This is a genomic window from Paenisporosarcina antarctica (assembly GCF_004367585.1).
Taxonomy (GTDB): Bacteria; Bacillota; Bacilli; order Bacillales_A; family Planococcaceae; genus Paenisporosarcina; species Paenisporosarcina antarctica.
In genome coordinates this window covers 3,620,229-3,634,163 of record NZ_CP038015.1, presented here as the reverse complement: position 1 = coordinate 3,634,163, position 13,935 = coordinate 3,620,229, and the positions used below count along the sequence as shown (strand labels likewise).

At 36.7% G+C, this 13,935-nt stretch carries 17 protein-coding genes and 1 pseudogene; 9 read left to right on the top strand and 9 right to left on the bottom strand.

Annotation, left to right across the window (positions count from 1 at the left end; genetic code table 11):
• Positions 1-12 precede the first annotated feature (12 nt).
• The 4 genes from hpaB (at position 13) to E2636_RS17225 (ending at position 3,975) form a co-directional block, all read left to right on the top strand.
• Entirely contained in the window at positions 13-1,488 is a 1,476-nt protein-coding gene (gene hpaB / locus E2636_RS17240; RefSeq protein ID WP_134211467.1) for a 4-hydroxyphenylacetate 3-monooxygenase, oxygenase component, read from the top strand.
• A gap of 12 nt (positions 1,489-1,500) precedes the next feature.
• Positions 1,501-2,484, top strand: coding sequence for a 3,4-dihydroxyphenylacetate 2,3-dioxygenase (gene hpaD, locus E2636_RS17235; protein WP_134211465.1), 984 nt, complete (start codon positions 1,501-1,503; stop codon positions 2,482-2,484).
• A gap of 88 nt (positions 2,485-2,572) precedes the next feature.
• On the top strand, positions 2,573-3,034 hold the full coding sequence (locus tag E2636_RS17230) for a flavin reductase family protein (protein ID WP_134211463.1): 462 nt from the start codon (positions 2,573-2,575) through the stop codon (positions 3,032-3,034).
• A gap of 419 nt (positions 3,035-3,453) precedes the next feature.
• Positions 3,454-3,975: a GNAT family N-acetyltransferase gene (locus E2636_RS17225; protein WP_134211461.1), complete on the top strand. Its 522-nt coding sequence runs from the start codon at positions 3,454-3,456 to the stop codon at positions 3,973-3,975.
• Positions 3,976-4,125: 150 nt separating this feature from the next.
• Here E2636_RS17225 and E2636_RS17220 read toward each other — a convergent pair whose 3' ends face one another.
• Complete coding sequence (locus E2636_RS17220) at positions 4,126-4,455, bottom strand: DUF3889 domain-containing protein (RefSeq protein ID WP_134211459.1); 330 nt, start codon at positions 4,453-4,455, stop codon at positions 4,126-4,128.
• Between the two features lie 193 nt (positions 4,456-4,648).
• Here E2636_RS17220 and E2636_RS17215 point away from each other — a divergent pair, with 193 nt between their 5' ends.
• Positions 4,649-4,888 carry a hypothetical protein gene (locus tag E2636_RS17215; RefSeq protein WP_134211457.1) on the top strand — a complete coding sequence of 80 codons (240 nt, stop codon included), beginning with the start codon at positions 4,649-4,651 and terminating at the stop codon, positions 4,886-4,888.
• A gap of 297 nt (positions 4,889-5,185) precedes the next feature.
• Here the strand turns inward: E2636_RS17215 and E2636_RS17210 are convergent, their stop codons facing one another.
• From E2636_RS17210 to E2636_RS17190, 6 genes are all read right to left on the bottom strand, one after another.
• Positions 5,186-5,578, bottom strand: coding sequence for a DUF4181 domain-containing protein (locus E2636_RS17210; protein WP_134211455.1), 393 nt, complete (start codon positions 5,576-5,578; stop codon positions 5,186-5,188).
• Positions 5,579-5,609: 31 nt separating this feature from the next.
• The gene (locus tag E2636_RS19165; RefSeq protein WP_166669573.1) at positions 5,610-5,777 is read right to left on the bottom strand and encodes a hypothetical protein; all 168 of its coding nucleotides are present in this window, start codon (positions 5,775-5,777) and stop codon (positions 5,610-5,612) included.
• Between the two features lie 34 nt (positions 5,778-5,811).
• Positions 5,812-6,465 carry a GntR family transcriptional regulator gene (locus E2636_RS17205; RefSeq protein WP_134211453.1) on the bottom strand — a complete coding sequence of 218 codons (654 nt, stop codon included), beginning with the start codon at positions 6,463-6,465 and terminating at the stop codon, positions 5,812-5,814.
• An 85-nt stretch (positions 6,466-6,550) separates the two neighbouring features.
• On the bottom strand, positions 6,551-6,961 hold the full coding sequence (locus E2636_RS17200) for a 5-carboxymethyl-2-hydroxymuconate Delta-isomerase (RefSeq protein ID WP_208324105.1): 411 nt from the start codon (positions 6,959-6,961) through the stop codon (positions 6,551-6,553).
• Complete coding sequence (locus tag E2636_RS17195) at positions 6,936-7,697, bottom strand: fumarylacetoacetate hydrolase family protein (RefSeq protein WP_134211451.1); 762 nt, start codon at positions 7,695-7,697, stop codon at positions 6,936-6,938. The genes E2636_RS17200 and E2636_RS17195 overlap by 26 nt, the downstream gene beginning before the upstream one ends.
• Positions 7,694-8,488 carry a fumarylacetoacetate hydrolase family protein gene (locus E2636_RS17190; protein ID WP_134211449.1) on the bottom strand — a complete coding sequence of 265 codons (795 nt, stop codon included), beginning with the start codon at positions 8,486-8,488 and terminating at the stop codon, positions 7,694-7,696. The genes E2636_RS17195 and E2636_RS17190 overlap by 4 nt, the downstream gene beginning before the upstream one ends.
• Before the next feature lie 161 nt (positions 8,489-8,649).
• On the opposite strand from E2636_RS17190, the gene E2636_RS17185 reads away from it, so the two are divergent.
• Positions 8,650-9,609: an arsenic resistance protein gene (locus tag E2636_RS17185; protein WP_134211447.1), complete on the top strand. Its 960-nt coding sequence runs from the start codon at positions 8,650-8,652 to the stop codon at positions 9,607-9,609.
• 31 nt (positions 9,610-9,640) lie between these two features.
• Here E2636_RS17185 and E2636_RS17180 read toward each other — a convergent pair whose 3' ends face one another.
• Both E2636_RS17180 and E2636_RS17175 read right to left on the bottom strand, forming a co-directional pair.
• The gene (locus E2636_RS17180) at positions 9,641-10,000 is read right to left on the bottom strand and encodes a hypothetical protein (protein ID WP_243840694.1); all 360 of its coding nucleotides are present in this window, start codon (positions 9,998-10,000) and stop codon (positions 9,641-9,643) included.
• 169 nt (positions 10,001-10,169) lie between these two features.
• Entirely contained in the window at positions 10,170-10,874 is a 705-nt protein-coding gene (locus E2636_RS17175; protein ID WP_134211445.1) for a class I SAM-dependent methyltransferase, read from the bottom strand.
• A 247-nt stretch (positions 10,875-11,121) separates the two neighbouring features.
• On the opposite strand from E2636_RS17175, the gene E2636_RS17170 reads away from it, so the two are divergent.
• The 3 genes and pseudogenes from E2636_RS17170 to E2636_RS17160 all read left to right on the top strand — a co-directional run.
• Entirely contained in the window at positions 11,122-11,244 is a 123-nt protein-coding gene (locus E2636_RS17170; protein ID WP_134211444.1) for a YjcZ family sporulation protein, read from the top strand.
• Between the two features lie 385 nt (positions 11,245-11,629).
• The gene (gene shc / locus E2636_RS17165; protein WP_134211442.1) at positions 11,630-13,543 is read left to right on the top strand and encodes a squalene--hopene cyclase; all 1,914 of its coding nucleotides are present in this window, start codon (positions 11,630-11,632) and stop codon (positions 13,541-13,543) included.
• A gap of 132 nt (positions 13,544-13,675) precedes the next feature.
• A pseudogene (locus E2636_RS17160) lies at positions 13,676-13,774 on the top strand (manganese catalase family protein); the annotation flags it as partial.
• Positions 13,775-13,935: the final 161 nt, after the last annotated feature.

Genomic DNA, 13,935 nt, shown 5'->3' with positions numbered 1-13,935 from the left:
GGAGTGAAATACATGCCGGCAAAAACAGGAGCTCAGTATATTGAACGTTTAAAAAAAGCAAATAATAACATCTATATACATGGTGAGAGAGTGGAAGATGTCACAGAACATCCTGCATTAAAAAACGTCGTCAAATCAATGGCCCGTCTCTATGATTTACAATACGAAAAACCAGATAAAATGCTTTACACATCTCCTACAACAGGAGACAAAGTAGGAATGACATTTTTGCAACCAAAAACAATTGAGGACTTAATCCAAAGACGCGAAGCTATGCAAGAATGGGCTCGGACTTCTGGAGGGATGATGGGACGCTCACCTGATTACTTGAATGCTGAAGTCATGGCGATGGGAATGAATAATAGCCTTTTTGCAGAGGCCGATCCGATGTTTGCCGAGAACGCTAGAAAGTACTATGAGTATGCTCGTGAAAATGATATTAGTTTAACTCATACGCTAATTCACCCTCAAGTAAACCGCGCGAAAGCACAGCATGAACAAAAGGATGCCAATGTAGCCCTACACTTAGTTGAAAAAAATAAAGATGGCATCATTGTAGATGGGATTCGCTTACTTGCAACTCAGGGCGGTATTACAGATGAACTGATGGTGTTTCCTTCAACTGTTAAAAAAGCAGGAGAATTAGATGATCCCTATTCACTAGCATTTGCTATTCCTAATAACACAAAAGGTCTAAAATTTTTAAGTCGTGAATCTTTTGATTATGGTAAAAGCGAATGGGATCATCCACTTTCTTCCCGTTTTGAAGAAGGGGATGCGATCGTTTCTTTTGAAAATGTCTTTGTTCCGTGGGAGCGCGTCTTTGTTTGCGGAAACTCATCCGTATGCAACCGAACATTTAGAGAGACCAATGCGGTTGTTCATATGTCCCATCAAGTTATTGCAAAAAATGTAGTGAAAACCGAATTTTTACTTGGTGTTGTTTTAAATATTATGGATGCAATTGGAATTGATCAGTTCCAGCATGTTCAAGATAAAGGAACCGAAATCATGTTAACGCTCGAAACAATTAAATCGCATTTGTACCGAGCAGAGCATAACGCCAAACTCGATAGCTCGGGGACGATGACGCCTGATTTTGAAGCCTTAAATGCAGCGCGTACATGGTATCCGAGAGTGTACCCTCGCATGATTGAAATCTTACGAGTTCTTGGGGCATCTGGCCTAATGGGAATCCCAACCGAAGCAGATTTTACTCATGAAGAAATTGGGCCAATTCTAAACAGGGGTTTACAAGGTAAGAATTTAGATGGCTATGATCGTACGCAATTATTCCGTTTAGCATGGGATATGACAATGAGTGCATTCGGTAGCCGTCAAATGCATTACGAGTACTACTTCTTCGGTGATCCTGTCCGTATGGGAATGGCGTTTTTTGAAGGCTACGAAAAAGATAAATACAAAGGCTATGTACAAGATTTCTTAGACCAAACAAAAACGAAAAAGCCTCACTTCTCTAGCAATTAAGGAGGACATAAAATGGATTTCAACATTATTCGTACAGGTCGTGCCGTATTAAACGTGGTTGATTTAGACGCATCACGTGATTTTTATGTCAATGGCCTTGGATTTATAGAAACAGAATCAGATACTAATAATCTATATTTAAGAGGATTAGAAGAACATAATCATCACTCCTTACATTTAAAAAAAGCATCTGCTCCAAGTGTAGAAGTCATCAGTTATAAAGTGTATGCAGAACAAGATTTGGACGCCCTATCATCTTTATTTGCCGCAAAAGGATTAAAAACAAAGTGGCTTGAAATAGGTGAGCAACATGCTGTTGGAAGAGCCCTACGAGTTCAGGATATTTCAGGACTTCCTGTTGAATTTTATGCACATATGGATCCGGTTGAACGTATGCTGCAACGTTATGATTTATATAAAGGCGCAAAAGTTCAACGTATCGACCACTTTAACTGTATGGTGCCAGATGTTGAAAAGGCATATAATTTCTATATAAATGAAATGGGCTTTGCTTGTTCAGAATATACAGCTGCTGAAGGTGAAAAAATCTGGGCCGCGTGGTTGCACAGAAAACCAAGTGTTCATGATGTTGCATTTATGAATGGGGTTGGACCGCGTCTTCATCACGTTGGTTTCTGGTTAAGTGATCAACTAAGTTTAATCCACGCCTGCGATGTTCTTGCTTCAATGGGCTATACAACATCTATTGAACGTGGGCCTGGCCGTCACGGAATTTCGAATGCATTTTTCCTTTATCTCCGTGATCCAGATGGACACCGTATTGAACTATATAATGGAGACTATTTAACCTGTGATCCTGATTTCAAGCCCATTCGCTGGGATATAAATGATCCAAGAAGACAGACATTCTGGGGACATGAAGCACCCGATAGTTGGTTTAATGAAGCATCTGTCGTTCAAGATGTTTTAACGAATAAAACAATCGAGCTTGCCGAGCCAACATTAAAACAACATAAACCAACTTTTGTAACCTAATATAGTGAGGGATTCATTTCTATTTGAGTCCTTCGAGTTGTCATGATGGGCGAGTCGGTTTTATGATAGGGATAAGGGGGCGATGAAAATGGACGATCGCATATTTAAAACGGCAATGAGTAAATTTGCAACTGGTGTAACTGTTATTACAACTGAAGTGAATGGGGAAGTACACGGCATGACGGCTAATGCATTCATGTCTATCTCTCTAGATCCTAAATTAATAGTAGTTTCAGTTGCAAACAAAGCAAAAATGAAACAGTTAATTGATGAATCTGGAACATTTGGTGTAAGTCTTTTATCAACTAATCAAGAAGAGATGTCAAACTACTTTGCAGGACAAATCAAAGAGAACTTTGATATTTCATTCAAAACTTTTGATGGAATGTCCGTAATTGATGGGGCATTAGCCAATATCACATGTGATGTTCATAACACACATCTAGAGGGTGACCATACCTTATATATAGGCAAAGTCCGTGACATCCTAATGCAAGAAGAAGGAATGCCATTAACCTATTTCTCAGGTCGATATTACAACCTCAGCTAGATAAGCAACAGAGCGTAGCGAAAAGGGCTTAAGTAATAGTCGTTTTTGTGGAATAAATTGGGCGAAGCGGAATAAACCACGCGTGAAGCCGATTAAAATGTGATCGAAGCGGAATAAATAGTATGTGTAGCGGAATAAAACGTGGTCGTAGCCGAATAAACAGCATGCGAAGCGGAATAAACCTCCCTTTACTCAAATAACGCTAAAAAAGTAGTGCACCAATAACGGTCGCACTGCTTTTATTTTGCTATAAGAAATTATAGTAGCATTTCAGCAAAGTACAGTGAAAAGGGCTTAAGAAATAGTCGTATTTATGGAATAATTTGGGCGAAACGGAATAAACCACATGCGAAGCGGAATAAAATGTGAAGATAATAATAAAGTAAATGTTATAAATGAAAATTAGAGAGGAGAGCACAATGACTACTCATTTTATAAAATTAACTGAACCCACCTCAAACCTTGTAGAGGTGTTTAATCGTTGGGAAAATGACTCAACTTTAATTCCATTGACTCGCCCTAACAGGAACCAGTCGGAATTGGAACTTCGATATAAATTGACCCTTAATGAATTAACAAAACGCCTGGAAAACCATCACATCTACCTAATATATCTCGATGACCAGTTGATAGGTGAAATGAATTATATGGTCGATCCGATCCATCTCTACAAAAAAGAGCAGGGGACCGCCTGGATAGGGATCACAATTGGTGAGTCTGAAGGACGGGGAAAAGGTATTGGTTATGCAGCAATTCAATATTTGGAGGACCAGATTAAGAAGCAGGGGCTCAAACGTGTTGAATTAGGTGTATTTGAATTTAACAAACAGGCACAAAAACTCTATGAGAAGCTGGGTTACAAGAAAATTGGTAGTATTGACAGTTTCACATTTTGGCAAGATAAAATGTGGACTGATATTCGTATGGAGAAGTATATATGAAAATGAAAAAGGGAAAAGTCGAGTTAGAAATATTATCCATATATACAACTGCATTCGAACAAGAAAAAATGACCTAAATGCGGATGACAGGTTGAAGAAGGGGTTTCGTTGAGAGACGCTACAATCAGGAGAAACAAAAACTGTAATGGCTTACCTAGAAGTTTCTTCAAAATCGATCGTAACCACTTTTTCTGTTTCTGTAGTATATTCAATTCTTACCAAAACGCCGAATTCCTTGTCACCCTCTTTTAACCATAGCTTAAACTTTTCAATTGTTGAATCTCCTTTAGACTCGCTTCCTTCATGCAGGTAGTCAATAATTTTGGCGTTAGGATATTTTGATTGTGTCTCTTTCATAGCGAGCGCACCCCACTTAGCGTAGGATGGAATTTCTTGTTGTACATGAGCAATAGTAGGTAAATATGTTGATGCTGAAATAATAGCAATAAAAATTCCAAGTGCAATAAATATTTTTCTCATAATTGATCTCATCTCCTTTTCTATAGGATGAGTAATTTGCTTAAAAGCATTCTATATCAAGTACGTTTTTACTGGATGTGTGGGAAACTTTTTATTAAACGACCCATCCTTGTAAAAAATTTGGTTGGTTAAAGTCCATCTGTATGATTTTTCCCATTTAATATTTGAAGTACTTTTAGGAGGCATTACGCTTTTGAAAAAAATTTCAATGTCCTTAATTAGTGGAGCAATAATTGGGCTGGTTATCTCCTTTTTGCTTATGGATTATAAAGATGTAAGATATGAAATCTTAAACCAAAGTGGAATTGAATCTAGATGGGTTAGAGAAATGGATTTTGATTTTGTTTTCAATGCATACATACTTGTTATTGGATCTTCTATTGTCCTATTTATTATTTGGACATTTATAGAAAAAAAGTTTGATAAGAAGTAGTTTTACAATAATAATCAATTAAAATATCTTTCCAATTTGGATTGATATTTTTTTGTGTTGTAGCAAAGGTTTTTTCCGTTAGAGCGCAGCGAAAAGGGCTTAAGCAATAGTCTTTTTTGTGGGATAAAATGGGCGGAGCGGAAAAAACAGCGTGTGAAGCCGATTAAAACGTGATCGTAGCGGAATAAACTGCAGGTGAAGCGGAATAAAGCGTGGTCGAAGCCGAATAAACAGCATTCGTAGCGGAATAAACCTCTCACAACTACGAATAGTAGAACGCTGTAGATAAGGTCATGGTCATGAACTAAATAAGTTAAATTGCATGATAGTTAATATGGAAATCATCAAAACAATCATTTCGCTAATAGTTAGGATATATTGTTTTGGGTTCTGAGAATATTTCCACTCAAAAAATGCCCTTACTCCTTGATCTATTCCAATGTAAATGATCATTGCAATTAGGAAGAAGGTTAACGGATATTGCTGATATATTGACAAGGAAGAAATAATAATAATCAAAAGCATAGAAGAAATCCTTATAACCCAATCAATTTTCCCATGCAATTTGTTTATGTGGTTATAAGAAAAAAACTCCTTTTTCTCTTTTTCAATATTGAGGATTTTTCTTAAAAAGTGCTTAACTACTGTAGTTACAATAAATGTGGTCAATACAAAATATACCAAAAACATAAAATACCCCCTTTAAACGGAACTTCAATCACTAATTAGCTTTTTTGTATCCCTTGTAATTAACAATAATTAAAACAAGAAATACGCAAAAGCCGATTAAAGCCGATTGACGTACACCTGGTTCAATAAATGAGATTATGATTGTAAATAAAATCCCCATTAACGGGAAGCCTATAAGGAGTCTTTTTCCTAAACTCATCAATATCTGCTTACCTCCTTTAGTTTAACCTAAGCTAGCCCTCTTTCTGATTAAAAGCCTTTAACGTATTTAATTTATGCTGCCTAGCGAAGTTCTCAATCTCGGTTGCTGGTGTTTTTCGTCTAAGCATGTCAATGAGGAGATCATGTTCCTTAACTGACTGTGGTGCACGCTTTGGATAAAGGAGAAAACCTGTTTTTCGTACGTTTTTTAAGCGGTCACGTATTTGCTCCATATTTTTTACGATCATTTGATTTGGACAATAGGAATAGATAATTGCGTGGAATTCACGATTCAACTCACTAAAGACCTCTAAATCAAAATCTTCAAGGGCCTTTTTCATCCCCATATTTTTAAACTCAAGTTCTTCAAAAGCACTTTCAGTTAAATAAGAGACACTTAATAAGGTTGTATAGCCTTCTAGTACTGCCAGCACCTCTAGTGTTTCCTTATAGACCTCCTCATTCAAGGAAAGGACTACGGCACCGGTATTCGCCTTATATTCAATTAGTTGGTCAGACTCCAGTTGATGGATTGCTTCACGCACTGGTATAGGACTTGAACCAACCTCTTTGACAATTTGATCTATGATGAGGCGCTGACCAGGGGCGTACGTTCCATCTAAAATTCTCGATCGAATGACTTCATATGCATGTTGACGTTTATTAATCTTTTTTGTATTTTTCATATGTCAAATATATATGATTTTATATATGATTTCAACGAAAATAAATGAGAGCCTACCATGCAAACTGTAAGCTCTCATCAAAATTCTATTTAAACCGTTTATGGATATTGTTTTTCTTGAAAGTGCCTGCTTCACTAAATTCAACAAGCTCTAATGAGAGGGCTAATGAGCGTCTGTTAAACACTTCGGAAAAATGAGTAGTAATAACATCAAACATCGCTTGAGACGTTTCTTGTTTCACTTCATCAGAACGTCCAGCACCAATCTTCAAAGTGACATGAACAAAAGCATCATCCTGTGATCCATCGGCAACATAGTAATGTTGAAGTTCAATCGCTCTTGAACGAATACCTCCGATTGGAAAAGTGGGGGACCTAGCAATGAGGACCTCGTTTAGTGATTTTAATAACAGCGAAATATTTGTTTCCTCTTTTAAGTTATCCGTATATTCAACGGTGATATGTGGAATTTTAACTCCTCCTCTGGAATACGTCATCACTAACAATCGTATTAACTAATCGACCAACACCTTCAATTTCTGTAATGACTTCATCCCCGATTTTCACATCAGCAAGCCCTTTTGGCGTACCTGTTAAAATGATATCGTTTTTACTCAACGTCATAAATTCACTTAAGTATTCAATTAGGAAAGGGATATCAAAGATCATATCCTTTGTTGAACCTTGTTGAATTAGTTCCCCATTCACGTAAGTACGCAGGGGTAAATTCATCGGATCAACAATATCATTCGCATCAACAAGCCATGGTCCGATGGGTGTACATGTATCGCGGTTTTTTACGCGCAGATTAGGACGATAATAGTTTTCTAAATAATCACGAATGGCATAGTCGTTGGCCACAGTGTATCCAGCAATATAGTCATACGCATCTTGTCGTTTCACATTTCTTGCCGTCTTGCCGATGACAACTGCTAATTCACATTCATAATGCATATAGGTTGCATCAACTGGTCGTCTTGACTCGGCACGATGGCCAACAAAAGTATTGGGTCCTTTTAAGAATAATAGTGGCTCAGTTGGTGCTTTAAATTCAAGTTCACTTGCATGATCCGCATAGTTAAGGCCTAATGCAAAAACAGTACGAGGGTGCACAGGAGGTAACCACACGACCTCATCTTCTCTGACCATTCGACCATCTGTTAATTGAACCATGTCATTTTTCTCTACAGCTTCGTGGATAGCACCGGCAAAGGAAACTCTAGCTCGTTTCACTGAACATCACCCCCTGAAAAAATTTCGTTTTCTGGAACGATTACATTTTCTAAAAATCCTACTTGGTCAATTTCAATGCGAATTTTGTCTCCTGCCTTAGCGAGAGGAGGATTTTCTGGAACGCCTACTAAGAGAACATCGCCAGCATATAACGTCATAAACTCTGTTACGTCCGCAATAAGTTCACTGATACCACGAATTAAGTTAGACGTAGTATTTTTTTGGACTAATTCACCATTTATATATACGCAAACAGCAAGATTATCTGGATTTGGTATAGCAGCTTTCTCAAGTATCCAAGGACCAATTGGACAAAAACCATCCCTAGCACGATGTTTGACTGCGGGCCTGAAGAGACTTTCGTGAGGGACGGTAACATCGTTCGCAATGGTATAGCCAACTACATAATCCAATGCATATTCTTTTTTTACATTTGTCGCAGTTTGACCGATGACAATACCGAGTGTTGCACCTATTTCTAGTTGTTCAATAGAAGAGGGAAGTGGAATAGCTGTCCCATATCCTATAACTGTATTTGCTGGTTTTATATAAAGAATAGGTGCTTGAGGTGGTGCCTTGTAAGGGGATTCGTTGACTGAATCTCCGAGTGCAGCAAGTGAGCCCTTATAGTTTAGTAACGTGCCATAAACGGTACCGGATACAGGAGCGTCCCATTTTATCTGGTCAGGATGAAGAGTAGAGTTATATATTTGAACGGTTGAGTTATAAACATCGACTGTGGCTTCTTCTGTAATTAGGCGACCTTGAAGCTTATATTGTGCTTTAAACAAGTGTATCCCTCCTAATATATATTATTAAATATTATATCATATATGATTTTAAATTCCGCAAAATTCCAATAATATGTATCTGTAAGTTTTTTGATTTCTAATTTCACAAAGTATACAGTTAAGTAGAATTGATAAATGCACTAAAAGGGGTATAGCTTTTTATGATTAGTAGAGAACAACTTGAAAATAATCAAGTTTGGCTATATGTTATTGTCCTAATAATAGCCGCAGCAACTGGATTACTGTTTCCTGATTTGGGAGGTCAATTAGATGTAACCATTTCTGTTGTCATTGCAGTTTTAATGTATAGTATGTTTGCGCAGATCCCGTTTACATCTTTAAAAAAGTCGTTTGCTAATCGTCATTTTACCGGGGCTTTATTAACGGTTAACTATATAGCAGTACCTATTGTAGTGTGGCTTTTATCAAAATTAATACCTGATTATCCTCCATTATTGCTTGGAGTCTATTTAGTTTTACTGACTCCTTGTATTGATTATGTAATTGTTTTTACAGCTCTAGGTCGTGGAAATGAAAAGATAATTCTTGTATCAACACCTATTCTATTCATTACACAAATGTTCTTATTGCCACTTTATTTATGGCTGTTTATGGGAAGTGAAGCAGCGGAAATAGTAGATCCAGGTCCATTCTTTGAAGCGTTTTTCGGACTTATTGGTATTCCGTTACTAATGGCGATGGTCGTACAGTTGTACGAAAAGAAATCATTTAATGGGAAAAAAATAATGAATTTAACTTCATGGCTTCCTGTTCCTTTTATGGCTCTTACACTTTTTGTTGTCGTGGCATCTCAAATTGGTAAATTATCAAGCTACATGGACCTGATTATTACAATTATTCCTATCTATATTGCCTTTATGGTGATCATGCCTATTATTTCTATGTGTATTGCCAAGTGGTTTAAGCTTGATGTCGGTTCGGGTCGGGCATTAATTTTTAGTGGCTCAACACGTAACTCGCTCGTAGTTCTACCTCTAGCGTTAGCCTTACCGGATAACTTGAGCACATTAGTAGCGGCCGTTATCGTAACGCAGACCATCGTTGAACTTGCAGGGGAACTGATATACATTCGACTAGTACCCAAGTTTCTATTACGTTAAAAATAAAATTCGTTGCAAATGATGGATAAATTCACACTAGTGCCCCTGCAAACATTTCTCCTAGCATGGATCCCATGTCCATCATCATTGGCGTGATAAGTAGTGGACCCATTACCCAAATTATGACACCATGAAGAGCACCGACTACATAATAACGCTTAGATAGAAGAGTCATTGCTCCAAATCCAAGTCCAAAAATCCAGCTAATCATCATATGCATGGACCAACCAATGATCATACTTTCACTGCCTACCATCGAGGAAATTGTCAGTATCATGCCCCTCATCTGCATAAATAATCCTAATACTACCCCAGCCACTGAACTGGCGATTAATGAAGCTTTTACAACCTTAGAATAACTTGACATCAATTCTTGTTTAATAACTACCATTGCTATCACTCCTTTTTTTGTAGTTTAAAATAATTTGCCATTTTATAAAGTTAGCTATCTAACAATTCTGAAAGTATATAAGAAAAGAAGCCATCTATTGATCGGCTTCTTTTAGTTTGGATTAATTTTCACACCACATTACTTTGTCTAGAGTCTATTACTTGTGATATTAAGTTAAGAAGCACCTAAACGCACGAAAACCAATGAGTTGAGGATGTTGATCAATAAAAGTATTATGCTCATCCCATAAATCATAAAAATCAAGATTTATGTTTTCGGACTGATTAATATCGTTAATTTCAGATGGAATCAGATCTACTGGGGCATTAATTACTTCTACTTTAGTAAATCCAGCTTGTTGAAGCTTCAATATCCATTCTTCTTCATTTAATATTTCATTGATCCCGTAAAGGCTAAAAACTTTTCTTTGTAATTCGTCGGACAATTTCTCTGCAGTCATTTCAATCATGATCAAACTTCCGTCACTTTTTAATACTCTTGCTAGTTCAGCTATCGTTTTAGAAATATCGGTAAAAGCGATAATAGATTCAGCAATTATTAAATCGAAGGAATTATCCGCAAGATTCAAATTTTGTGCATCTCCTTCAATTATTTTGACTCGGAATTCCTTATTTTTAAATCGTTCTCTAGCTTTTTCTAACATAATAGGGTGATTATCTATCCCGGTAACTTGACACTCAAACCTTTGAGCTAAGAAAGCTGCTGTCTGACCAGTTCCACATCCAATATCTAACACAGATTCAAATGGTTGAATGATTTCATCTTCCATGATGGATTGAGTTAGAGCAAAACCACCTGGATGAGCTCCTCCGATTCCAAAATAAGCCAAAAAATTTAAATATTTATTTAACATGTTCATTCTCCTATTATTAGTGTTTTTCCTCTAAAAACTATAATATGCTAGCAATTCAGATGTGTAACAGAACAGCATGGTGTATTTTATAAATTATGGCACTAGGATCAGCTGCAGTAATTTGAGTATTTTGTTTGAATAAAAATAGATAACAGTTATCTTTTTATGTATATGGAAGGTTTATAGCCCTATCATTATCTAATAATGTTCATATTCTAGTATGAGTAACAGGAAAGGGGGGAATAAGATGTCTGGATATGGTGGATATGGCGGTGGATCAGCCTTTGCGTTGATTGTTGTATTGTTTATCCTGCTTATCATTGTCGGAGCTGCTTTTGTTAGCCCTGGTCGTGGCGGTGTAGGTTATTAGACAGTAAAAAATGGTAGGACCCTGTAATGGTCCTACCATTTTTTACTAATTAATTACTATTAGCAATAAAATCAGAATGTGAAAATATATCAAATAACTATTTAACTGGAGTTCGAGATATCTATCATTTACTTTGTAAATAGTGAAATGAGTATATATATCTCAATTATATTGATAGAAAACAGGGGTCGCAATAGCTGTGAAAGTTGTTCTTTTATTTTGATAACTCAAGTATTTACATATGCTTTTTTCTCGGCTTCCGAACATATAATTCTAGAAAAACGGGTGCATCATTTTCAGACACAAGAAGATTCCTCGTATTTTTTAAAAGCTAAACGAATATGTTTAGGTATATTGAATTAATGCTATAGGAAGGAAGAAATTTGTGAGCAATACCCCGTCAGACGAAATTAAACGAATTGTGAGTATCTTGAAGAAAGATCAATCTGATGTAGGAACTTGGGAATACCCATTTGAAACAGGTATTATAACGGATGCCTATATGATTATTTTATTGCGTTCATTAACTATTGATGATGAAGAAGAATTAATAAAGGAGCTAGTAGATAGGATATTAAGCAAACAAGAAGACAGTGGAGCTTGGAAGTTGTTTTATGATGAAGATGGTAATGTTTCTGCCACTATCGAAGCCTATTATGCCCTTCTATATTCCGGCTATTGTTCTGACAAGGAAGTGCGAATGCAAGCTGCAAGGCATTTTATTTTATCAAATGGCGGAATAGACAAAAGTAGTTCACTAACAAAAATTATGCTAGCAGTAACTGGACAAATTCCATGGTCAAAAATGTTCAATTTGCCCATAGAATTTGTATTACTACCACTGTCATTTCCGTTAAACTTTTTTGACTTCTCGGTCTATGGAAGGGCGAATATCGCACCACTCATGATTCTCACTGATAAGAAATACACAATAAAAACAAATAAAAGTCCAAATATTTCAGATTTATATACGTCAAAACACACTCGGTGGGACGAAGAATATGTAACACGGGTCCTTTTAAAAGAATGGAGTCCTTTTCTTTCATTGATTCAAAAAAAAGTGGAGGACCTAATAGGTTTACCAAAGCAAATTCAGGAACTTGCGGTAGATAAGACTAAACAGTATATGTTGGAACGAATTGAACCGGATGGCACCTTATACAGTTATTTCACTTCGACATTTCTGCTAATTTTCGCTTTGCTTTCCCTTGGATATAAGAAAGACGAACCCGCGGTCATTCATGCGATAAACGGATTAAAGTCAATGAAATGTCAAGTTGACGGCAAGACGCATATGCAATTTACTACACCAACTATATGGAATACAGCTTTAATTAGTTATGCCATGCAAGAAGCGGGCGTCTCAGAATCAGATCCTGTAATTAAAAAAGCAAATCGATTTTTAGCAACACGACAGCATTATAAATTTGGGGACTGGGTCATACATAGTCCACAGAGTCTTCCAGGGGGATGGGGGTTCTCAAATATCAATACAATGAACCCAGATATTGACGATACTACTGCATCCTTAAGGGCTATCTGTAAAACAGTCAATATAAATACCAACGTTCATACGTCTTGGGACAGAGGAATCAAGTGGGTATTTTCAATGCAAAATGATGATGGAGGATGGCCATCATTCGAAAAAGGTGTAAATAAGAGCATTCTGTCTATGATTCCAATTGAAGATGCTGAATATTTACTTGCAGATCCATCGAGTGCAGATTTAACGGGAAGAACATTGGAGTTTTTCGGAAATTTTACTAACTTAAAGAAGAGTCATGACTCTATAAAGTTAGGTGTCAATTGGTTATTTGATCATCAAGAACCAAATGGATCATGGTACGGCAGATGGGGCATATGTTACATTTATGGCTCTTGGGCTGCTATTACCGGACTTGTTGCGGCAGGAATATCACAAGACCATTCTTCTATAAGAAAATCTCTCAAATGGCTACGTGATATCCAAAATCCGGATGGGGGTTGGGGAGAGTCTTGTAAAAGCGATAAAATGAAAACCTACGTCCCGCTAGGAGCCAGTACATTAACTCATACTGCTTGGGCATTGGATGCGCTTATTGCAGCAGAGGACAAAGTTACTCCAGAAATAGTAAACGGAATCAATTATATTTTAAAAAATAATGATAAAGTTGATTGGACAACAGCTTATCTAAAAGGCCAGGGAATGGCTGGTAGTTTCTATATTCATTATCATGGTTATCGATATATTTTTCCGCTGCTTGCACTTGCGCATTATCAAAAAAAATTCGCAAATGATAGCCATACGAAAAATTCATAGATCAAATTAAATACTGCCTTATTTTGAGGGGCAATCATAAAAAAGAGCCTTAGTTGGCTCTTTTTTTTGCAGTAAGTACCAACACTCCTAAATAAAAAAACTTGTAGTACGTATTCTACTGAGTGGAGGGAATTGTTAGTTTTTTATCATGTAAAGGAATTACAATACCATGCAAAATCAGAAAGACCAGATCCTATATTTGCAAAACAATTGCAGTGAATTTTAGGAGGTTAGTCTGGCGAGATTTCGGTATCACTTCACTACTTGTTCCAGGGATGGAATGTACGAGGAACTTAAATGAGAATGGATTTTAATTCCTTAGAAAACTTGTACATATACCTCGTTTAATCACCTCCTTTTATCTACTATAAACAATAATTAGTATAAGAAAG

What these genes read in the sequence shown, in the direction of transcription:
- hpaB (WP_134211467.1), top strand. Translation starts at nt 13, where the DNA reads ATGCCGGCAAAAACAGGAGCTCAGTATATTGAACGTTTAAAAAAAGCA.
- hpaD (WP_134211465.1), top strand. Translation starts at nt 1,501, where the DNA reads ATGGATTTCAACATTATTCGTACAGGTCGTGCCGTATTAAACGTGGTT.
- E2636_RS17230 (WP_134211463.1), top strand. Translation starts at nt 2,573, where the DNA reads ATGGACGATCGCATATTTAAAACGGCAATGAGTAAATTTGCAACTGGT.
- E2636_RS17225 (WP_134211461.1), top strand. Translation starts at nt 3,454, where the DNA reads ATGACTACTCATTTTATAAAATTAACTGAACCCACCTCAAACCTTGTA.
- E2636_RS17220 (WP_134211459.1), bottom strand. Translation starts at nt 4,455, where the DNA reads ATGAGAAAAATATTTATTGCACTTGGAATTTTTATTGCTATTATTTCA.
- E2636_RS17210 (WP_134211455.1), bottom strand. Translation starts at nt 5,578, where the DNA reads ATGTTTTTGGTATATTTTGTATTGACCACATTTATTGTAACTACAGTA.
- E2636_RS19165 (WP_166669573.1), bottom strand. Translation starts at nt 5,777, where the DNA reads ATGAGTTTAGGAAAAAGACTCCTTATAGGCTTCCCGTTAATGGGGATT.
- E2636_RS17205 (WP_134211453.1), bottom strand. Translation starts at nt 6,465, where the DNA reads ATGAAAAATACAAAAAAGATTAATAAACGTCAACATGCATATGAAGTC.
- E2636_RS17200 (WP_208324105.1), bottom strand. Translation starts at nt 6,961, where the DNA reads ATGACGTATTCCAGAGGAGGAGTTAAAATTCCACATATCACCGTTGAA.
- E2636_RS17185 (WP_134211447.1), top strand. Translation starts at nt 8,650, where the DNA reads ATGATTAGTAGAGAACAACTTGAAAATAATCAAGTTTGGCTATATGTT.
- E2636_RS17180 (WP_243840694.1), bottom strand. Translation starts at nt 10,000, where the DNA reads ATGGTAGTTATTAAACAAGAATTGATGTCAAGTTATTCTAAGGTTGTA.
- E2636_RS17175 (WP_134211445.1), bottom strand. Translation starts at nt 10,874, where the DNA reads ATGTTAAATAAATATTTAAATTTTTTGGCTTATTTTGGAATCGGAGGA.
- E2636_RS17170 (WP_134211444.1), top strand. Translation starts at nt 11,122, where the DNA reads ATGTCTGGATATGGTGGATATGGCGGTGGATCAGCCTTTGCGTTGATT.